Source organism: Streptomyces diversicolor, assembly GCF_057537855.1.
Genome location: NZ_BAAJXA010000039.1, coordinates 72,579 through 92,496 on the forward strand (window position 1 = coordinate 72,579; position 19,918 = coordinate 92,496).

At 68.2% G+C, this 19,918-nt stretch carries 18 protein-coding genes and 1 pseudogene; 11 read left to right on the forward strand and 8 right to left on the reverse strand.

Annotation, left to right across the window (positions count from 1 at the left end; all coding sequences use genetic code 11):
• The first annotated feature begins 14 nt into the window (after positions 1–14).
• The 3 genes and pseudogenes from AC27LF_RS35045 to AC27LF_RS35055 all read left to right on the forward strand — a co-directional run.
• Positions 15–1,409: an MFS transporter gene (locus AC27LF_RS35045; protein ID WP_479663503.1), complete on the forward strand. Its 1,395-nt coding sequence runs from the start codon at positions 15–17 to the stop codon at positions 1,407–1,409.
• A 142-nt stretch (positions 1,410–1,551) separates the two neighbouring features.
• The gene (locus AC27LF_RS35050; RefSeq protein WP_479663504.1) at positions 1,552–1,686 is read left to right on the forward strand and encodes a hypothetical protein; all 135 of its coding nucleotides are present in this window, start codon (positions 1,552–1,554) and stop codon (positions 1,684–1,686) included.
• Between the two features lie 55 nt (positions 1,687–1,741).
• Positions 1,742–1,915: pseudogene (locus tag AC27LF_RS35055) on the forward strand (6-pyruvoyl trahydropterin synthase family protein); the annotation flags it as partial.
• 65 nt (positions 1,916–1,980) lie between these two features.
• On the opposite strand, the gene AC27LF_RS35060 reads toward AC27LF_RS35055, so the two are convergent.
• Positions 1,981–2,745 carry a GntR family transcriptional regulator gene (locus AC27LF_RS35060; protein WP_487231287.1) on the reverse strand — a complete coding sequence of 255 codons (765 nt, stop codon included), beginning with the start codon at positions 2,743–2,745 and terminating at the stop codon, positions 1,981–1,983.
• A gap of 227 nt (positions 2,746–2,972) precedes the next feature.
• On the opposite strand from AC27LF_RS35060, the gene AC27LF_RS35065 reads away from it, so the two are divergent.
• The 6 genes from AC27LF_RS35065 (at position 2,973) to AC27LF_RS35090 (ending at position 10,185) form a co-directional block, all read left to right on the forward strand.
• Complete coding sequence (locus AC27LF_RS35065; RefSeq protein WP_479663505.1) at positions 2,973–3,923, forward strand: carbohydrate ABC transporter permease; 951 nt, start codon at positions 2,973–2,975, stop codon at positions 3,921–3,923.
• Between the two features lies 1 nt (position 3,924).
• Positions 3,925–4,752 carry a carbohydrate ABC transporter permease gene (locus AC27LF_RS35070; RefSeq protein WP_479663506.1) on the forward strand — a complete coding sequence of 276 codons (828 nt, stop codon included), beginning with the start codon at positions 3,925–3,927 and terminating at the stop codon, positions 4,750–4,752.
• 67 nt (positions 4,753–4,819) lie between these two features.
• Positions 4,820–6,112, forward strand: a complete 1,293-nt coding sequence (locus AC27LF_RS35075; protein WP_479663507.1) for an extracellular solute-binding protein — start codon at positions 4,820–4,822, stop codon at positions 6,110–6,112.
• A complete protein-coding gene (locus tag AC27LF_RS35080; RefSeq protein WP_479663508.1) occupies positions 6,112–7,218 on the forward strand; it encodes an ABC transporter ATP-binding protein in 1,107 nt (368 codons plus the stop codon). The genes AC27LF_RS35075 and AC27LF_RS35080 overlap by 1 nt, the downstream gene beginning before the upstream one ends.
• A gap of 86 nt (positions 7,219–7,304) precedes the next feature.
• The gene (locus tag AC27LF_RS35085; protein WP_487227823.1) at positions 7,305–9,359 is read left to right on the forward strand and encodes an outer membrane protein assembly factor BamB family protein; all 2,055 of its coding nucleotides are present in this window, start codon (positions 7,305–7,307) and stop codon (positions 9,357–9,359) included.
• 37 nt (positions 9,360–9,396) lie between these two features.
• Positions 9,397–10,185 (forward strand): HAD family hydrolase, encoded by a 789-nt coding sequence (locus AC27LF_RS35090; RefSeq protein ID WP_479663510.1) that lies wholly within the window; start codon positions 9,397–9,399, stop codon positions 10,183–10,185.
• 91 nt (positions 10,186–10,276) lie between these two features.
• Here AC27LF_RS35090 and AC27LF_RS35095 read toward each other — a convergent pair whose 3' ends face one another.
• The gene (locus tag AC27LF_RS35095; protein ID WP_479663511.1) at positions 10,277–11,602 is read right to left on the reverse strand and encodes a metal-dependent hydrolase family protein; all 1,326 of its coding nucleotides are present in this window, start codon (positions 11,600–11,602) and stop codon (positions 10,277–10,279) included.
• Positions 11,603–11,644: 42 nt separating this feature from the next.
• Between AC27LF_RS35095 and AC27LF_RS35100 the strand changes: the two genes are divergently transcribed.
• Positions 11,645–12,598: a MurR/RpiR family transcriptional regulator gene (locus AC27LF_RS35100; protein ID WP_487227824.1), complete on the forward strand. Its 954-nt coding sequence runs from the start codon at positions 11,645–11,647 to the stop codon at positions 12,596–12,598.
• Positions 12,595–13,731, forward strand: a complete 1,137-nt coding sequence (locus tag AC27LF_RS35105; RefSeq protein WP_479665109.1) for an alpha/beta fold hydrolase — start codon at positions 12,595–12,597, stop codon at positions 13,729–13,731. Before AC27LF_RS35100 ends, AC27LF_RS35105 begins: the two co-directional genes overlap by 4 nt.
• A 43-nt stretch (positions 13,732–13,774) precedes the next feature.
• Here the strand turns inward: AC27LF_RS35105 and AC27LF_RS35110 are convergent, their stop codons facing one another.
• From AC27LF_RS35110 to AC27LF_RS35135, 6 genes are all read right to left on the reverse strand, one after another.
• Positions 13,775–14,692 carry a 2-hydroxy-3-oxopropionate reductase gene (locus AC27LF_RS35110; RefSeq protein WP_479665108.1) on the reverse strand — a complete coding sequence of 306 codons (918 nt, stop codon included), beginning with the start codon at positions 14,690–14,692 and terminating at the stop codon, positions 13,775–13,777.
• Positions 14,693–14,743: 51 nt separating this feature from the next.
• Complete coding sequence (locus tag AC27LF_RS35115; RefSeq protein WP_479665107.1) at positions 14,744–15,583, reverse strand: TIM barrel protein; 840 nt, start codon at positions 15,581–15,583, stop codon at positions 14,744–14,746.
• Positions 15,584–15,645: 62 nt separating this feature from the next.
• Positions 15,646–16,902 carry a hypothetical protein gene (locus AC27LF_RS35120; protein WP_479665106.1) on the reverse strand — a complete coding sequence of 419 codons (1,257 nt, stop codon included), beginning with the start codon at positions 16,900–16,902 and terminating at the stop codon, positions 15,646–15,648.
• The gene (locus tag AC27LF_RS35125; protein ID WP_451622614.1) at positions 16,899–17,489 is read right to left on the reverse strand and encodes an RraA family protein; all 591 of its coding nucleotides are present in this window, start codon (positions 17,487–17,489) and stop codon (positions 16,899–16,901) included. Before AC27LF_RS35125 ends, AC27LF_RS35120 begins: the two co-directional genes overlap by 4 nt.
• Before the next feature lie 24 nt (positions 17,490–17,513).
• A complete protein-coding gene (locus AC27LF_RS35130) occupies positions 17,514–18,494 on the reverse strand; it encodes an amidohydrolase family protein (protein ID WP_479665105.1) in 981 nt (326 codons plus the stop codon).
• Positions 18,495–18,507: 13 nt separating this feature from the next.
• Positions 18,508–19,918 (reverse strand): gamma-glutamyltransferase family protein (locus AC27LF_RS35135; RefSeq protein ID WP_479665104.1); only part of this gene is annotated, 1,411 nt, incomplete at its 5' end.

The window sequence follows — 19,918 nt, forward strand, 5'->3', positions numbered from 1 at the left end:
GCTCTCGCGCACCGGTGACGGCAGTACTGACCGTCCGGAACTTCCGTCGCTACCTGCTCGGACAATCGGTCTCCGCCATCGGCACCTGGATGCAGCGCGCCACCCAGGACCTGCTCGTCCTCCACATCACGGGCAACAGCGGCAGCGCGGTCGGCATCGTGACCGCGCTGCAGTTCCTGCCGCAGACCCTGTTCGGTCTGACCGGAGGCGTCCTGGCCGACCGGTACCCCAAGCGGCGCCTTCTCCTTGTGACCCAGACGGTCATGGGGGCGCAGTCACTCCTGCTCGGACTGCTGACCGTCACCGGCAGGGTGAACCTGTTCTCCGTCTACGCGCTGGCGTTCACCCTCGGTACCGCCACCGCACTGGACAGTCCCGCCCGCAACGCCTACCTCTCCGAACTGGTCGCCCGGGAGCGTGTGGCCACCGCCGTCAGCCTGAACTCCGCCCAGTTCAACGTCGCCCGCGCCCTCGGCCCCGCCCTCGCCGGCCCGACCGTCGTCGCCTTCGGGCCGGGCCTCGTATTCCTCATCAACGCAGCCTCGTACCTGGCCGTCCTCTACGGCCTGATCACCATCCGGCCGGACGAGCCAGACAAGTCAGACGAGCCAGGGCTAGACGGGCCAGATCAGCCAGATCAGCCAGGCACCCACGGCAGGCACCCACCCGGCCGCCCCCGCCTGCGCGACGCCTTCCGTGACATCGCCGCCACCCCGGAACTGCTCCTGCCGATCGGCCTCATCGCCTTCGTCGGCACCTTCGGCCTCAACTTCCAGGTCACCATCTCGCTCGTGGCCGTCACGGTCTTCCACTCCGGCGCCGCCGCTTTCGGCTACCTCTCCGCCGCCTACGCCGCGGGCAGCCTCTGCGGCGCGATCTACGAGGCGAACCGGGGGAAGCCCCCCACCGCGCGACGCCTGCTCACCACCACGGTCGTCTTCGGGGGACTGGAGGCCGCACTGGGCCTGATGCCGGGCTACGGCACGTTCATGATCCTGCTGATCCCGACCGGCTTCGCCGCGGTCATCGTGACCACCACCGCCAACGCGCTGACCCAGCTTCACGCCGACCCACGCATACGGGGCCGTGTCATGTCCGTCTACTTCCTCGTCCTCCTCGGCGGCACCCCCGTCGGCGCCCCGCTGGTCGGCCTGGTGTCGGATGCCCTCGGCGCCCGCATCAGCCTCATCCTCGCCGGCACCGTCTCGGCGTCCTCCGCGCTCGCCCTCCCCGTCTTGATCACAGGACGACTCCGAAGGGGCACCCGGATCACAAGACCCGCCCGACCCGGGACATTCCCCGACTACGCCTCGCCCTCCAGCGCCGCCGACTCGAACGCGGCCAGCGCCGCGGCCGCTCGCTCCAGTTCGGCGCGCACCCGCTCGCCCAGCGACGCGTGGCGACCGTAACGGCTCCCGGCCCGAAGAGCGGCGGATTGTCCGTGTCGTGGCTCGCGACCGGATGACTCCTGGCGATCGGTGATCTGCGGTAAGTGCCAAGTGACGGTGGGTGTACGGGAGTTCCATGGATGACTGAAACAGGGAAGGTGCAGTGCTGACCGGTTGTGTCGACCGTGAGGTGGCCCGTGAGGCGGACCTGCTCACGGACGACCAGGTGCGTCGGCGGTTCCTGACCGGAGTGCCCCTCAGCGGTGCCATCCGCCGAGGGGAAGGGGTCGAGCGGTGACCGAAGCGCACAGCAGGAGGGGTGATCGCGGAGCGGATGGCACACTGCAGCCATCATGCTGACGATCACCAAGGAGTTCCACTTCTCGGCCGGCCATGTCCTTGACCGGCTGCCGAGCTGGCACCCTTGCGCCCGCATGCACGGCCACAACCACATCGTCGTCCTCGCGCTGTCCGCGCGTCGTGCGGAACTCACCGACGCCGGATTCGTACGCGACTACCGCGAACTCTGGCTACCGCGGCAACCACCGCTCGCCGGCCACGACTTCACGTCGGCGACGTCGGCAACCGCCGATCAGCCCTTGGCTTCGACCCCCACCTCGACGGTCGTCCGCACCACGTCAGGCCGCATCCAGGACTCACCCGTGAGCAGCGGCACGCCGGTTTCGGCATCCTCGACTATGGAAGCCGTGTGCAGCACGGCGGGCTGTCCCTCAAGTTCCAGGAGCCTGGCGATCTCTCCTGGAACGGGCACAAGATCCGTACGGACCCAGGTCTTGCGAGGCCGGTAGCCGAAGGACTCGAGCAGGACGGTCTGCGATCCTCCGCGGCCGAGCAGGTCGTCCAGGCGTGGCACCAATTCCTTCGGGAACCACGTACGCGTCACTTCGGCGATCAGCCCGTCCACGTAGCACAGGCGGTCGACTTGGAAAGCCGTGGTCTGGTCGTCAAGGCGCAGGATTCGGCGCACCTCATCGGAAACGGCCACTTCTGCCACGTGCAGCACGCGAAGGCTTGGCTGTCCGCCGGCCTGCCGCACCGCCTCCGACCAGCTCGGCGAGGACCCGACCCGGGTCAGGATCTCAAGGCGTCGCGCCACAAAGGAGCCGCGACCGCGTACCCGGGTCACCACGAAGCGGCGCTCCAGCTCCTGCATCGCGGCGCGAGCGGTGAGCCGGCTCACCCCGTAGCGGCTCGCCAACTCGTTCTCCGAAGGCAGCTGATGCCCGGCCGGCAGATCGCGGATCTCCTCGGCGAGTTCGTTCGCCACACGGAGGTACGTCGACGTCTTCGCGGTCGCCGACCTGAGCCCGAGGTCGGGAGAGCTCTGCATGTTCATCAGGGAGACGATAGGGCACCCGCGTCACCGGCTGGTCGTGCAACGGTGAACAGCAGACGAACTTGTCTATGCAGGCGACAGACCCGCTGCGCCCTGCATAGACAAGCTGCTCACTCATCTATGCCGCACCATTTGCGATCTGTTCAACCTGTGTTTGCTCTGGGACGCCACGCTCCTCTGTGTCACCCCCCTGACCCCGCATCGCGAAGATCGACATCCGGAGCAACGTGCAGACCGAACACCTCACCGTCCCCGCGGCTGTCACGGCGACCGAGCCTGGCCGGCGGCTGAAGAAACCTCACACGGCGGTCCGCGGTCGCCGTGGCGTGCCCGCAGGCGTCCTCGTCGTTCCGGCCGTCGCGTTCCTCGGCGTCTTCGTGGTACTGCCGACGGTGCTGGCGCTGATCAGCTCGCTGTTCGAGATCCGCCTCGGTTCTGAAAACCAGGCGACCTGGGTCGGATTGGGCAACTACCAAAAGATCTTCGACGATCCCGTCGTGATCCAGTCCTTCGGAAACACCGCCCTCTACTGCGCGATGACCATCGTTCCGAGTATCGCCCTCGGCCTCGGCCTGGCGCTGCTTGCCAACACCATCCGGCGGTTTCGTGTTCTTGTCGAGGCGCTGCTGTTCCTGCCGTTCACCGCGAACCTCGTCGCCATGGCCGTCGTATTCCGCTACGTTTTCGACCTGCGCGGCGGGTTTGTCAATCAACTGATGGCCATGATCGGCCTCGCCCCCCTCAACTTCCTCGGCGATACGCATCTGGCACTGCCGACCCTCGCTGCGATCGGCGTATGGCGCGGGTCCTCACTGGCGATGCTGATGTATCTCGCCGGGCTCACCACCATTCCGACTGCGATTGCCGAGTCCGCAACGGTCGATGGAATCACCGGGTTGAGACGTCTTCGCTGGGTGACGCTTCCGCTGCTGCGTCCCGTGACGCTTTTCGTCGCCGTGCTGATGACACTCCAGTCGGTGCAGGTGTTCGACACGGTCAATGTGCTGACGCAAGGCGGTCCTTTGAACTCCACCCAGACCGTACTCACCGAGATCTGGCAACTCGGCTTCTCCTACTACGACCTCGGCCAAGGTGCGGCGCTCTCAGCGGTCCTTCTGATCATCCTCGTCATCATCGGCGCCGTACGCCGATCCGCCTTCACCAAGAGCGAGCGCTGACATGACACGTCGCTGGCTGACCAGGAGCCTGACCGCTACCGCCGTCATCATCGCCTGCCTGTTCGCGGTCTTCCCCTTCGCATGGATGCTGCGCACCTCGGTCGCGTCCGCCGACGCCATCGTCGGCGACGGACTCTCGCCGATTCCGCGAGGGTTCGACTTCTCCAATTACGTTCGCGCCTGGAACGAGGCGCATCTCGGCCAGGCGATGGTGACCGGCGTCATCGTCACGATCGGTATCCTGGCGATCCAGCTCATCACCTGTATCCCGGCTGCTTATGCATTCGCCAAGCTCCGCTTTCGTGGTAAGCGCCTCGCCTACTATCTGGTCCTCGCGGCGCTGCTTGTGCCGGCCCAGGCGACCGCCCTTCCGCTGTACATCGGTGTCAGTCGTCTCGACATGGTGAACTCGCTCGCCGCGCTCATCGTGCCGTTCGGCACGAGCGCATTCGGCCTGTTTCTCCTCCGGCAGCACATGCTGACCATCCCGGACGCGCTCATCGACGCCGCACGGTCCGACGGTCTGGGCACGTTCCAGACGATCTGGCGGGTGATCATTCCGTCGAGCCGACCCGCGATCGCCACGTTCTCGCTCTTCTCGATCTTTTTCCACTGGAACGACTATCTGTGGCCCCTGCTGGTGGCCCGGAGCCAGGAGAAGCGCACCCCACCGCTTGCGCTGGCAACATTCGCACAGTCGGACATCGGAAACGACTTCGGCGCCCTGTCGGCCGGCGCCGTGATCATCACCGTCCCGATCCTCATTCTCTTCCTCGCCGCACGACGACGATTCGTCGCCGGCATCGCCGGCGGGGAACTTCCCGGTTGATCGCGACCCGTTTCGCACCCTCGACACTCACCTACATATCTTCTGCAGAGGACTCCACCCCATGTCCATGAGCATCTCCAAGCGCGCCGCGCTCGGCGCCTCACTCGCTCTCGTCGCGTCCGTCGCGCTCGTCGGTTGCGGCTCCAGCGGCGCGACCACCTCGGGTTCCGGCGTCGCCACCGCGACAGCCCTCGACCAGTGCAAACCCTCGGGCCGCACCATCACCGTCGCCTACGCCCAGCAGGGGGAGACCGCGGCGAGGCGGGCCAAGGCCCAGATGGAGAAGAAGTTCCCGAAGCTCTCGGTGGAGCTCAGGGAGACGAACGTCACCACCTACGACCAGCTCACGCAGGCGGTCACCGCGGACATCGCGGCTGGTCGGCGACCCGACGTCGCCATGGTCGGTCTGTCGCAGGTGAGTTACTACGTCGACCAGTACAAGCCGCAGCCCATCGACACCAGCTCCCTGCGGTCGACCTACATCACGAGATACCTCGCGGCGGGCACCATCGGCGGGAAGGCGTATGTCGCGCCGTTCCAGCTGTCGGTTCCCGTGCTGTACATGAACAAGACCCTCGCGGCGAAAGCCGGTGTCACCTCAGCGCCGACGACCACCGGCCAACTCATCGAGGCTGCGAAGAAGATCAAGGCGGCCACCGGCACCGCCCCGGTGCAGGTGCCGCAGGACAGCTTCTCGGACTGGATCGTCCAGGCTCTGGTGCAGAGCGCCGGCGGCGCGTACATCAAGGGGGACGGCACCGCGGGATTCGACACCGCGGCCGGGCGCGAGGCGATCTCGCTCTACCAGACCCTGGGCAAGGACGGCCTCCAGGACCCGATCAGCGTCAACGACGCACGGACGGCCTTCCAGGGCGGCCGCATCGCATTCATGATCGACAGCCCGTCGATCGCCGCGTCGACCAAGGCCGCCGTCGGCGGCAAGTTCGCCTGGGACGTGTCGGCGATGCCCGTGCCGTCCGTGCGGAAGACCTCGCTGCCTGCCGGCGGAAACGGGTGGATGGTTCTCTCGCAGGACCCCTGCCAGGCCGCGTACGCGAACGAAATGATCTCGCTCATGCTCGATCCCGGCGTCATCGCCGCGAGCGCGAAGCAGTTCAGCTATATCCCGGTCGACCGTGCGGCCGCCAAGACCCTCGCGGCCGACCCTGCCGCCCACACACCGGTCGGCTACAGCTGGAAGTACGACGGCACGCCGACAACCTGGGACGCGTGGCCCGGGACCGCGACCGGCCGGGTCAACCAGATCGTGCAGCAAATGGTGCAGCACATCATCCGGGGCGGCGACACGAACTCCGAGGTGTCCACGACGGTGCGGCAGATCAACGCGGCGGTGAAGTAGTGGCATCGGTCGAACTGCGGCACGTCGCCAAACGATTCGGGTCCGTCACCGCGGTCGCGGACACCTCCTTCAGCCTCGATGACGGCGAAAGCCTGGTCATTCTCGGCCCCTCCGGTTCCGGCAAGAGCACACTGCTTCGGATCATCGCCGGACTTGAGGCGGCGGACGACGGCGAGATCGTCATCTGTGGCGTCCCCCAGAGCACCCTCCCCGCGCACAAGCGGGACATCGCGATCGTGTTCCAGCACTTCGCGCTGTACCCACACCTCTGCGCGCGAGACAACATCACGCTCGGACTTCGGCACGGCATCGGCCTGTCCAAGCAGGAGGCGAACGACCGCGCGCACGACATCGCGGCGCGGCTCGGCATCAGCGAACTGCTCGGGCGCCTGCCCCGGCAGATGTCCGGTGGTCAACGGCAGCGGGTCGCGCTCGCTCGGGCCCTGGCACGCCAGGCCGCGGTCGTACTCCTCGACGAGCCGCTTTCGGGCTTGGACGCCCAACTCCGCATCACTCTCCGAGCCGAGATCGCCGAGATCATGCGATCGACGGCGGCCACGACCATTCATGTGACGCACGATCAGACGGACGCCATGGCGATGGCCGATCGAGTGGCGGTGGTCCGAGCCGGCCGTATCGAGCAGCTCGGGACGCCTCAACAGGTGTACGACCAGCCGGCCTCGCTGTTCGTCGCGACGTTCGTGGGAACGCCGCCCATGAACACGATGCAGGCGTCGGTGATCGACGCGGGAGTCTGGGAGACACCGTTCACCCAGCTGCGTCTCCCCGACGTGCGCCAGGACACCGACCTCACACTCGGCGTCCGTTCCGAAGCGATGGCGGTGAACGACGACTCGAAGGAATACACCGTGAGCGCCGAGGTGGTGCTGCGCGAGCACGAAGGATCATCCGCCGTGCTCCATCTGCGCACCGCCGCGTCCGGGCTGCCCGCAGTGACACTCCGGGCGCGGATCGCGGCAACCAGGGCGGTGACACCGGGCGACACCGTCCGGCTCGGGTTTGACGCGGTCGATGTGCATGTGTTCGGCGCGGACGAACTCCGCCTTGGCACGCTCAGCGAACTGAAGGAGCAGGTGAGCTCGTGACATCGGAGGAACTCATCAGCGGCGAGGTCATCGACGACGCCGGCCGACCTGTCGCGAACGTACTCGTCAGCAACCTCACCGATGTCGTGCACACGGACAGCGATGGTGCCTTCTCCCTCCCGACGGCCGAGTTCATCACGCTCTGCCTGCCCACCGGGTGGACAAGTGACCGATGGTGGGCCCGACCAGAACGTGATCGTCGGCTTCTTTTCCGGCTGCGACCCGAAGCACAGTCGCTGCCCGTCCGATTTCTGCACACCACCGATTTTCACCTCACTGACTCGTCCGGCGAAGTCCGTTCCGGTGGCTCGGACTGGAACATGGAGAGCCCGAAAGCCGCGCACGCCCGGGAAGTTCTCGGGCGTCTGGCCGAGACGCATGGTCCGTTCGCGGCGGCGTTCCTCACCGGCGACCTCGTCGATGTCGGGGCAAGCGCCGAGTACGACGCGCTGCACGGCCTCATCGACGAGCCGCCACTGCCGATCCTCGCCCTGCCGGGAAACGCGGATCACAAGGCGGGCATCCGTTACGCGATGAGCCTGACGGACACCGACTACCTCATCAACGGCAGCAGCTCCGACCTCTGGGAACGGCACGTCGGCCCCCGCTGGTACTCCCATGACATCGCCGGATTGCACATCGTGGCGATCGACTGGAACACCTGGGAGCGCGGCATCGACCGAGTTCGGCAGGATCGGTGGATCCGCAACGACATCGACGCGTCCGGTGACAGACCCTGGATCCTCCTCGCACACGACAACCCGCACGCATCGTTCTTCCGCAACCTCCCCACCAAGCCGCTCGCCGTCCTCACCGGCCACTGGCACACAGATCGCGTCACCACGCATCAGGGGATGCGACTCATCAATACGCCGACGGCGCTGTTCGCCGGGCTCGACCACTCCGCACCCAGCTCACGCATCATCACCTGGGACGGCATCGAGGTGAAGCCTTCGGCGCCGATCGGAGCTCCCCCCACCCCGGTGAGCGGCGGCGCCCTGTGGAGCCGCGGCCTGCAGGCGAGCGGTCGGACGGCGGGCGGTCCCGTGCTCTGCGGCGACGCCGTCATCGTGGCCGGCACCGGCGATGAGCCTGAGAGCGGCCGTGTGACGGTACTCGGACTCACCGACGGCGAACAGCGATGGAGCACCGCGTTCGACCATCCGATCGCGGCACGACCAGCGGTCGTCGGCAACATGATCATCGTCCATGACATCGCGGGCAACGCGGCAGGGTTCGATGTCACCGACGGCACGAGAGTGTGGACCGACTTCTCGGCGGACCCCCTTCGGGACTGGTGCCTCACTGCTCCAGCGGTCAGCTCCGATGAGGTGGTCGTGGTCGGCTATCCCGGAACACTCCGCGCTCTCGATCCCGTCACCGGTGAGCGGCGATGGACGTTCCCGCGCCCGTGGCCGCACTTCAACAACGTGCCGCATGCGGGAGTTGTGCCGGCCGGTGACGAACTCCTCCTCGGAGCGGCGCCGCTGCGGCCCGCGCTCGTGGCGATCGAGCCGCGAACCGGTGAGCCGATATGGCAGCTCGACTCGCCGCGCGCCGAGGGCACCGACCGGTCGGCCGCCGTCGCGGCCACGCCCCGGTCCGTCGCTGTGCGAGACGATGCGATGAACCACCTCGACTGGTTCGGCTGGAGCCCGGTGGGCCCAGGCAATCGGCACCGATCGGGAGTTACGGTGTTTCCCGCGTCGGGTCACCTCTGGGCGATCGACGACGGAAAGATCCTCTGGGATCGCGAGACGAGTACGGTGTACGCACCGGGGCAGCCCGCATTCCACGGCGAGCTCGTCATCGCCGTCACCTCCGATCGCCGGATGAGCGCTTACCACGTCCACACCGGTGCTGCTGCCTGGAGCCTGGAACTGGAAGGTGACGCGCTCCTTGCGCACATCCCGTTCCGACGAACGGCACACGGCCCTCTCATGGGCTCGCCGACGGTCGAGGGGAACCTCGTGTATGCCCCCGGGATGGACGGCCGTATCCATGCGATCAACGCTGCGACGGGACGGTATGAGCGTTCCTACGAGATCGGTCAGAGCCTGCTCGCGCCGCCTCTGGTCACCGATGACCGGCTCATAGTCGTCACAACGGACGGAACGGTCGTCGCCGTCGGCCGTGACTGAAGGAACAGCGCGGACGTGCGAAACGTGGTCCAGAACCGTGTCAGGCGGCCAGGGAGCCGACCGGTGCCCGGCCGGCTCCCTGCGCGCCGCGACGGCAACTGAGGCATCCATACCGCCTCAGCTCCACAAGGACAGGAAGCGAACACTGAAAGCAGTACAAGCCCAGGCTGCGGTCTTCGACTGCGACGGACTTCTCCTCGACAGCGCGCCCGCATGGGCACAGTCCTTCAGCACGATCGCCGCTGAGCTCGGTCATGAGATGACGGCAGCCGAACATGCCCGCACGGTCGGCAGTCCCGTGCGGACCGGTGCGGCGATCCTGTCCCGCATCACCGGCGCTCCGGTGAACGAAGTGCAGGCGAGAGTGGTCAAGCGATTCTTCGAGATCGCGGACGTCGAGCCGCCGCGTATGCTCCCCGGCGCAGCGAGCCTCGTGCACACACTTCACGGGAGGCTACCGCTCGCCGTCGCGTCCAACGGTCCGACGGACATCGTCACCTCCCTGCTGAGGCGCTCGGGCCTCCTCGATGCCTTCGATGCCGTGTGCACGAGCGAGACGGCAGGAGCAGCGAAGCCCGACCCGGCCGTGTACCTCACCGCCTGCGACCGTGTGCACGCGGACCCCGCGTTGTCGTATGGGTTCGAGGACTCCGAGGTCGGCGCGGGCGCCGTGCGGGCAGCGGGGATGCATCTCGTCTTCATCGGCGAGCCGACCTTCGACCTCCCGTCAAGGGCCGTCACAGCACCTCGACTTGATGACCACCGTGTGATCGCACTCTTCGACAACAGACAGTGCCAACCGATCGGCCATCGTCACGGCCCCTGAGCCTTGATCCGTGGGGGGAACGTGTCTCACTCGCGTCCCGGCCACGGAAAGGCAAGGGACATGTGCCGCGGGAGGTCGGTGAGGTCCGTGGTCACAGCCGGTTCTTCACGGGGCGGCCGGCCTGCATGACGAGCAGGATGTTGTCCGGGTCGGCGAGGCCGGCGATGTCGTGGAGCGGGTCGGTCCGGCACACGACAAGATCGGCGAGCTTCCCCGGTTCGATCGTGCCGAGGTCGGCGTCGAGGCCGAGGAGCCGGGCCGCGACACGGGTGCTGGCCTCGATCGCGCCCATGGGGGAGAGGCCGAGGTCGACGAGGTGCGCCAGTTCACGCAGGTTGTGTCCATGCGAGGTCACCCCGGAGTCGGTGCCCAGTGCTATGGGTACGCCTCGGCGGATCGCCTCCGCGACTCGTTCCATCGCGAGTGCGGACCACCGGATCTTCTTCTGGTAGAGGAAGTCGGGCACTGAGCCCTGCTCCGGGATGGAGGCCGCGGTGGTGAGCGTCGGCACGAGTGTGGTGCCGTGTTCGAGCATGAGGTCGATGGTCTCGTCGTCGATGCCGTAGCCGTGCTCGATGCTGGTGACGCCGGCGAGGACGGCGTTGCGGATGCCGGCGGTGCCTTGGGCGTGCGCGGCGACGCGTCGCCCGCGGTGTCGAAGCGCTTCGTCGACGATGGCGGCCATCTCGTCGGTTGCGAGCCCTTCGTCGTCGGGCTGGTCCGTCGGGCTGCTGACGCCGCCGGTGGCGCACACCTTGATCACGTCGGCGCCGGCCCGGATGACGCGGCGTGTGGCGATACGGGCTTCGCCGGCGGTGTCGGCGATCTCCGTCCAGGGCTGCGGGCGGAGCGCATCGACATCGACCCCGCTGGGTTGTGTGAAGTCGGCGTGCCCGCCGGTGTGGCTGATCATCCGGACCGCCACCTGTAGGCGCGGCCCCTCCACCAGGCCGGCCGTCACTGCCTCCCGGTATCCGGCGTCGAGGCCGCCGAGGTCACGCGCGGTGGTGACGCCGGCCGCGAGGGTTCGGCCCAGGCGCTCCGCGGTCTGGAAGGTAGCGAGTGATGCCCAGTGCCGGGGTGGCTCCAGCAGTTCGCCGACGTGGCTGAGACCGAAATGCACATGGCAGTCGATGAAGCCCGGCGTCACGGTGCGGCCACCGAGATCGATGACGGTCTCGTCCGGGGCCGGCGTCGGTCCGGGCCCGGTACCGGCGTGGGCGATACGGCCGAAGGCGTCGATGGCGATGGTCGCACCGTCGACCGGCGTTGCACCGGTGCCGTCGATGAGCCGTGCGTTGATCAGCTGAGTCACGTAGAGCTCCGTCCAGCGGGAAAGGGGAAGGAATTCTATTCCATACGGCAGGGTGATTGAAGCACTGGTGTTGCACGTGAGACGTTGTTCCCTGCGGTACACTTGCGCCGCAACGATATTCCCTGGACGGAGGAAGGGGCGGGGATGACGGTTAAGGCAGCCCGACGTCAGGGGGGCGACGGGGACGGCGCACCGGGTCCGGGTCCTCAGAACCTTCCGGCCGGGCAGTCGACCGGCCCGCTGACCAGCGGTGCGGTCCTTGCGCAGATTCAGGCCGCGGCGCCGTCGCTCGTGCCCAGTGCGCGTCGGGCCATGGAGGTGATCATCGCCGACCCCGAGGCAGCCACCAGATACTCCGCCGCAGACCTTGCCGCGCGCGCTGATACGGCGGCATCAACCGTGGTCAGAGCCTGTCAGCAAGCCGGGTTCAAGGGTTTCCAGGACCTGAAGCTGGCCCTGGTCCGTGACCTGGCCCTGCGCGGCGCCGACCAACTGGTGTTCGCCAACGAGCTGGACACCGACTCGCCTCCGGACGCGGTGTTGCACACCATCCTCGCGGCCAGCAGCCGTGCGCTGTCCGATGCGATCAGCACGGTCGACCCGGTCGCGTTCGCCGGTGCGTTGAGCGCCCTGCGCACCCGCCAGAAGGTGTTCTTCGTCGGTAACGGCCAGTCGACCACACCCGTCCGAGACGCGGCACACCGCATGCGGATGCTGGGGCTGGCCACGGCAGCGCCGATGGACGCGATCACACAGCACATCGCCGCCCGGCAGTTGGGCGAAAGCGGCGTCTGCCTGGCGATGAGCCACAGCGGCGCGACACGCGAGACCGTGCTGGCCGCGGAGACCGCGAAGGCGGGCGGCGCCTACGTCATCGCGGTGACCAGCTTTCACGGCTCGCCGCTGGCCGACATCGCGGACGCGCCGCTCATCGCGGGCAGCCCGGGACAGGGTTTCCGACTGGAGGCCACGGCCAGCCGATTGGCACATCTGGCGATCACCGACGCGCTGTTCGTCGGACTCGCCCTGCGCGATCCGGAGCGGTCCAGGGCGTACCTGGACGCGATCGCGGACGTCCACGCGGAGCACATGCTGTGAGGGACGACCGGGGCCATGGTGAGTCCCTCCAGTACGCCGGTGAGTCCCTCCAGTACAGCGGTGAATCCCTTCATTACAGCGGTGAGTCCCTCCAGTACAGCGAAGGGCTCCCGCTCCTGACCTATCTGCGGGTGGGCGATCCCGGTCGGCCCCTCGTCGTGTTCCTGCCGGGCGGCGGCCACCTGGCTCGCATCAGTTACGGGCACCCGGACGGTCGCCCGGACGACTTTCTCGCGCATTGGCTGGCGGCACGTGGGTTCACCGTACTCGCGCTGTCGTATCCGTCGGACCATCCGGCCCTTCCGGCGGCGCACCCGGAGTTGACCGTCGACCGGTGGGGAGCGGCGGCAGCGGTGCTCACCCAACGGATCGTCGCCGAGCACCAGCTCGGGGCCGGAGTCATCCTGTGCGGCTGGAGCATGGCCGGCCGATCCGTCCTACCGTTCGCCCGGACCGCCCGGCAGGTCGGCCTCGATCTGCGGTGCTTCGTGTCGCTCGCGGCTTCGGCTCCGCTGCCCGGCCTCGTACCGGTCCCTCCGGCAGGCCAGCCATTGACCCCCGAGGGTCTGTGGGAAGCCGCCCTGGGGCAGTCGTCGACACGGCTGGACAACTGGTACGGGCAGATCTCCGCTCAGGCGGAACAGGGCAGGCCGATCATGTCGCGGGACGAGTACGTACGGCACTACCTGTGCCGGCACTCGGTCGGTCTGCGGGGTGAGGCGCAGCACTGGGACGGGCAGGCCGACGTCCATGACACCGAGGCCGCGATCCGGGAGACCGGGGTGGGACGGTGGGCAGAGTTCCCCATATGCGCGGCCGTCGTCCCGGAGGGCGCACAGGACGCTCGGCACGCCCTGTGCGATCACCTCACTTGGCCGGCGATCACCGCCTACTCGCTGGGATGGCGCCTGTCGGATGCGACGGCGCTGCCGGCCGACACCTGGGCGGGCCTGACCGCGACCAGTCGGCGGCTGTCCATGGACCTGGTCCGTTTCATGCCCGGCAACCACTTCTTCTTCCTCGGCGCCGCCGGTGCCCGCCGCGCGGCACACCACATCGAGGAGCTCTGGCAGGCCGCCGAGGAACTCCACCTCGTCGTCGCCGACGCGCTGACGCCCCATAAGGTCCCATAACGCCTCATGAGGTCCCATGAGGCGTCATGAAGGGCGAAGGGGGTCAGACCTGGGTGCCGGACAGACGCTCCACGCCCCGCAGCAGGGCCGAATGGTCCAGGCCGCCGTCGCCCTGCCCGCGCAAGGACGCGACGAGTTGGGCAACCACGGAACCGACGGGCAGCGGCGCGCCGACAGCGCGCGCCGCGTCTGTGATGATGCCCATGTCCTTGTGGTGCAGCTCGATACGGAAGCCAGGCTTGAAGTCGCGGCTGAGGAAGTTGTCCTTCTTGCGGGTCAGTACGGTCGAACCAGCCAGCCCGCCGTTGAGGACATCCAAGGACGCCTTCAGGTCCACGCCTGACCTTTCCAGGAAGACCACGGCCTCCGCGCACGCCTGGATGTTCACGGCGACGATGAGCTGGTTGGCCGCCTTCACGGTCTGGCCGGAACCGTGCGGGCCGCACAGCACGATCGTCCTGCCCAGCGCCTCGAAGATCGGCCTCGCGTAGGTGAAGTCGGCCTGCTCGCCGCCGACCATGATCGACAGCACGGCCTCGACGGCACCGGCCTCGCCGCCGGACACCGGTGCGTCGAGGACCCGGATGTCCTTGTGCTTCGCGGCCGCCGCCAGGTCGATCGAGGTCTGCGGGGTGATGGAGGACATGTCGATCAGCAGGGCGCCGGGCCGTGCGTTCTCCAGGATGCCCTCAGGGCCGTACGCCACCTCCTCGACCTGTGGGGATGCCGGCACCATCGTGATGATCACGTCCGCGTTCCGCACGGCCTCGGCCACGGACCCGGCCGCGGTGCCTCCGGCGGCGGTCAGGCGGTCGAGTTTCTCCTGCTTCCGGGTGTAGCCGGTGACGTCGTACCCGGCCTTGATCAGGTTCTCGGACATGGGGGAGCCCATGATGCCGAGGCCGACCCAGGCGATCGACGGGCGCAGTGGGCGGGAAGAAGTCGCCAGATTGTCGTTCATGGTCAGTGCCTCTCTGACTGCAACTGCGGTGCTACCTCTGTGGTGTGGTGTTCAGCGGGCGGCGCGCCACTGGACCGGCAGCCAGCCGAAGGTCTCCGCGCTCGGGTGGTTCCCCGGCTTGTACTCCAGGCCGACCCGGCCGTCGTAACCCGCCTTCGTCAGTTCCCCGAGCAGGTCCTCCAGCGGGAGTACGCCCGTGCCGGGCGCACCCCGGCCCGGGTTGTCGGCGATCTGCACATGGCCGGTCCTCGCCGCGTACCGCCCGATGATCTGCGGCAGGTCCTCCCCGTTCATGGACAGGTGGTAAAGGTCCATCAGGAACCGCGCGTTACCGAGCCCCGTGGCCGCGTTGACCTTGTCGACGATCTCGATGGCGGCCGGGGCCGACACCAGGGGGTAGCGGGGCGACTCGGGCCTGTTCAGCGCCTCGATCAAGAGGATCGCGCCGATCCGGTCGGCGGCCCGGGCCGCGAGAACCAGGTTCTCCAGCGCGAGGGAGTCCTGTTCCGCCGGGTCGACGCCGTCGACGCGGTTGCCGTACAGCGCGTTGAGCGCCGTGCAGCCCAGCGACTCGGCGAAGTCCGCGACCACATCGATGTTGACGCGGAACTTCTCCGACTCCTCGCCCGGGATCGACAGCGCGCCGCGGTCGGGGCCCGGCAGTTGGCCGGCGTAGAAGTTCAGGCCGGTGAGCCGCACGCCCGTGTCCTCGATCGCCTTCTTCAGGGAGTCGAGCTGCGATTGCTCCGGAGTGGGTGAGCCGGCCCAAGGCCACCACAACTCGATCGCGGTGAATCCCGCCGCGGCGGCAGCCGCCGGCCGCTGAAGGAGCGGGAGTTCCGTGAAGAGGATCGACAGGTTGACGGTGTAGCGCTGGTCTGCGAATCCCATCCGGATAACACTCCTGAGTTCTGAATACGGAAACTATGATGTGTGACCGCGGCGCTCCGGTCTCAGTGGAAGCGGGGCAGGTAGCCCTCGAAGTCGATCGGCGTGTCGGTGTTGGGCTCGCGGTACGGCAGCGGCTTGGGGTCCAGCAGCGCAACCAACGAGTCCTTGATCGCGTACGCGAACAGGTGGTTGCCGCGCGGGCTGTAGTGCCCGCCGCGGACTCGGTACAGGCCGAGGTAGTCGGTGTAGGACAGGCCCTTCGGCGCCATCCGCTCGTACTCCAGCCGGTGCACCTCGTTCATGTCGAAGTAGTCGAAGCCTCCGCCCGCCAGGTGGTCCACGATCAGCTGGTCGGTGCGCTCACCGTCGCCGATCGTGGTCCCCAGCTCCCGGGCCGGGCCGCCGACACCGATACGCGCGGTGAAGTTGAGCGCGACCAGCAGTTTCTTGCCGTTGGCAACGGCATATGCGCGGGCCAGGTCGAGGATGTGGTTGGTCGCCCGTTGGCCGTACACATGCAGCAGCCGGTTGGCCTGCTCCCGCGGGTCCGTCGCGCCGTGGAAGTCGAAGCCGAGGCAGCCGGCCAGCGCATCGGCCTTCTCACGGTCGAACTCGGTGGTCAGGCCGGCGCCGTACGCGTACAGCTGCACCGCGAGGTCGTCACCCAGGTGCTCCCACAGCCAGTCCGGATCACACAGCGAGTACACCGACTCCGGTGTGGTCAGCAAGCTCTCGTGCTCGGTGAACCGGCCGGTGGACAGGTCCAGTTCGATGTGCGCCCACGGGTTTCCGTGGAACTGGAGATTGCGCTGCGACAGGTCGGCGAACCACGGGTAGCGCTGCAACCAGCGGGCTCGCATCAGGCTGCGGACCGGGTCGTCACCCCAGACGTAGAGGATCACATACTCCGCGCCGTGCTCGGCGCTCTCCTGCCGGACCATCCGCCGGTACGCCTGGTAGACGCCGTACCCGCCGACGCCATAGTTGCCGATCGGCTCGCCCAGATGCCCGGCCAGGTACTCCTGCCAGGTCTCGCCGTCGCTCACCTGGTTGCCCTCGGTGAAGCTGTCGCCGTAGGTGTTGATCCGCGGCACCCGGTCCGCGTACAGGAACGCCGACCGCGCGCCGGTCGGGCCGAACGTCTCGATCGTCCGGCTGTCGTCGATCCCCCACGGCACCAGAGAGTTCTGCGACACATAGCCGAGTTCGGGGTCGAACGCCGCCCACCCCGGACCGGTCAGGAAGCCATCGATCACCTCGCGCGGCGCCGCGCCGTTGCGGACGTACTGCTCCCAGGTCACCGCAGGTTTTTCCATCATCGCTGACCCTTGGTGGCCTGGGCGATGAGGTCGGCGTCTTCCTGCTGACGTCGACGAGCCGCGAGGAGGACCTGTTCTTCCCGGTCGCGGGGGACTACGACGACTCCGTCGGTGTCGGCCACCACCAGGTCGCCCGGGTTGACGACGACGCCCGCGCACTGGATCTGGCCGCCGACATCGCCGTCCCATCCCTTGTTCGGTCCGGCGGCGCAGATGCCGCGCGCGTAGACGGTGAAGCCGCGCTCGCGGATCGCGTCGACGTCGCGGACCGCGCCGTCGACGACCAGGCCGATCAGACCGGCCCGGATGGCCTCCATGGTGCGGACCTCGCCCCAGACGGCCCGGTCCACGAAGCCGCCGGCGTCGACGACGAGGACGCTGCCGGCCGGTGCCGTCTCGATGGCGCGCAGCAGGGTGTTGTTCTCGCCCGGCATGCTCCGGGCGGTCCATGCGCGTCCCAGCAGTGTGCCGCCGACGACCGGCCGGATGGCCGCGTGCATGGCCTGGAATCGGTTGAGGCAGTCGCAGACGGTGCTGCTGGCCAGCCCTTGCCAGCGGTCGAGGTGGTCGGCGTGGGGTGTAGTCATGGGAACTCCCTATGAAGGGTCGGGTTATGAAGGGTCGGGTGCGTCGGAGGGTTCGAAGCGTTTGAAGAGGTGTCGCGCGTTGCGGTGCCGGATCAGGTCGCGGTCGTCGTCGGACAGCAGACGGGTGTGCGCGATGCGCCGGGCGGACTCGGTGATCTGGGGTTGGGGAGTGAACGGCCAGTCGGTCCCGTACAGCAGCCGGCTCGGCGGCACCAGCCGCAGCAACGAGGGCAGTTGGGTGTCGAGTGGGAAGCCCGCCAGGTCGTAGTGGAGCCGACGCAGGAGCGCCAGAGCTTCGACGGGGTCGGCGCCGCGCCGCTCGGCAGTCAGCTGCCCGAGCGTGTGGATCCGGTCGGCGAGTGAGGGCAGGGCGCCACCGCCGTGGGGGAGGATGATGCTCAGCCGCGGGTACCTGTCCAGCGCACCGGTCAGCAGCAGACCGGTGACCGCCCGGGTGGTCTCGAAGGGAAACTCGATGAGACTGCGGGGCTGTCCGAACGCGGTCTGCTCCCAGCACGGTGGCGACGTGGGGTGCAGGAAGACCACGGCGCCCCGGCGGTCGAGTTCGTCGAAGACCGGACGGAACCTCGGATCGAAGAGATACGTCCCGTGGTAGTTGCTCAGCAGGACCACGCCGTCCGCGCCGAGCTGGTCGAGTGCGTACGCGATCTCGTCCAGCGCGCTGTCCACGTCGGGCAGCGGCAGGGAGGCGAAGAACCCGAACCGGTCCGGGTGCCGGGCGGCCAGCGTTGCCCCGTCCTCGTTGACGCCGCGAGCGAGCACCGTCGCCGCGCGGTCGTCGCCGAAGTGGACGCCCGGCGACGAGACGGACAGGATGGCGAGTTCGACACCGAGTTCGTCCATCGTGGCGAGGGCCTGGCCGACGGACCAGTCCGGCCATGCTGCCAGGCCGTCCGGGCCGGGCGTACCGAGGTGTCGGTACGCCGTCCGGTACCGCTTGGGCAGGAAGTGTGCGTGGACGTCGATGCTGCCTTGTAGGTTCACAGCGGGTTCTTCTTCACCAGGCGAATGCGAAGCCGTCGCGTCGTGGGTCGGCTCCGCCCCACATGGTGGAGGTGTCCGGGTCGAAGGCCACGCCGTGTCCGCCGCCGACCACGCGGCTCCAGGCGCCCAGGTCGTGCACCTGGTGTCCACGGCCACGGAGCCGGGCCAGGGTTTCCGTGCTGATCCTGCTCTCGGTGCCCAGGAGGGTGCCGTGCCCGACACGGATCCGAGGCGCCTCGATCGCCTCCTGGATGCCCATGCCATGGTCGACCACGTTGATGATCATCTGGGGTGTGGTCTGCAGGATGCCGTACGACCCCGGGGTGCCGACGGCCAGGTACGGTCGGCCGTCCGACCAGATCTGTGAGGGAGCGAGGCAGACCTCCACTCTCTTGCCGGGGCCGATCGCGTTGGGACTTGTGGGATCGGTGTCGAACCAGGAGGCGAAGCTGTTCAGCAGTAGTCCGGTGGTGCCGGCCACCACACCTGACCCGAACGCGCCCCCCAGGGTCTGGGTGCAGGACACCACATAGCCCTGTGCGTCGGCGGTCACGAAGTGCGTCGTGTTCTCCTTCGCCGGGCCGGCGAACACGGCCCGGGTCCACTCCAGCGCGGGGTTGTACTCATGACGCTCCCCCGGGAACGCGGTTGCCCGCCGCAGGTCCAGCCGTTCTGTCGCCGCCGCGATATGTGCGTCGGACAGCAGGTCGTCGTAGGGAGGCGACGGATCCATCACGTGGGCTTTTCGTTCCTCGATCGCCACCTTGAAGACCTCGGACAGCAGATGCAGGTAGGCATCGCTGTCCGGCGCCATCTCGGAGAGCGGGAACTCGCCGAGCATGCGCAGGCTCACGAGATACTCCAGCGCGGCGCTCGGCGCGGGCGGGCAGTAGACCGTCAGCCCGCGATACGTGCTGGAGATCGCGTCCTGCCAGCGGGGCGCGAAGCCGGCCAGGTCCGGCGCCGCCAGCAGGCCGCCGTGGTCGGCGCAGTACTGGACGATCTCCTCGGCGACGGGTCCCCGGTAGAGCGCTTCGGCACCGGCTTCGGCGATGAGCCGCAGGGTGTCGGCGGCGTTCTTCTGGACCAGGAGTTCGCCCGGACGCGGGACTCGTCCGTTGGGGAGGAAGATCTCCCTGCTGGTCGCGGCGAGTTCGAGGCGGGGACGGGCCGCCGCGAGGTAGTGGTGGAGGTAGTGGGAGACCGGGAAGCCTTGCTCGGCGTAGCCGATGGCCGGCGCCAGCACCGTCGCGAGGTCCATGGTCCCGTAGCGCTCCAGGGCCGCGGACCAGCCTGCGGCCGCGCCGGGAACCATCGCCGAGAGAATCCCGACGTCCTTGCTGCCGGGGGTGGTGAACCGGTCGGGGTGTGCGGCGTCCGGTGCCGGTCCGACGAAGTCGAGGACCGCGGGTTCCGGCTCATGC

Coding starts and splice junctions, on each gene's coding strand:
- AC27LF_RS35060 (WP_487231287.1), bottom strand. CDS start 2,745: ATGAACATGCAGAGCTCTCCCGACCTCGGGCTCAGGTCGGCGACCGCG.
- AC27LF_RS35070 (WP_479663506.1), top strand. CDS start 3,925: ATGACACGTCGCTGGCTGACCAGGAGCCTGACCGCTACCGCCGTCATC.
- AC27LF_RS35075 (WP_479663507.1), top strand. CDS start 4,820: ATGAGCATCTCCAAGCGCGCCGCGCTCGGCGCCTCACTCGCTCTCGTC.
- AC27LF_RS35100 (WP_487227824.1), top strand. CDS start 11,645: ATGACGGTTAAGGCAGCCCGACGTCAGGGGGGCGACGGGGACGGCGCA.
- AC27LF_RS35110 (WP_479665108.1), bottom strand. CDS start 14,692: ATGAACGACAATCTGGCGACTTCTTCCCGCCCACTGCGCCCGTCGATC.
- AC27LF_RS35115 (WP_479665107.1), bottom strand. CDS start 15,583: ATGGGATTCGCAGACCAGCGCTACACCGTCAACCTGTCGATCCTCTTC.
- AC27LF_RS35120 (WP_479665106.1), bottom strand. CDS start 16,902: ATGATGGAAAAACCTGCGGTGACCTGGGAGCAGTACGTCCGCAACGGC.
- AC27LF_RS35125 (WP_451622614.1), bottom strand. CDS start 17,489: ATGACTACACCCCACGCCGACCACCTCGACCGCTGGCAAGGGCTGGCC.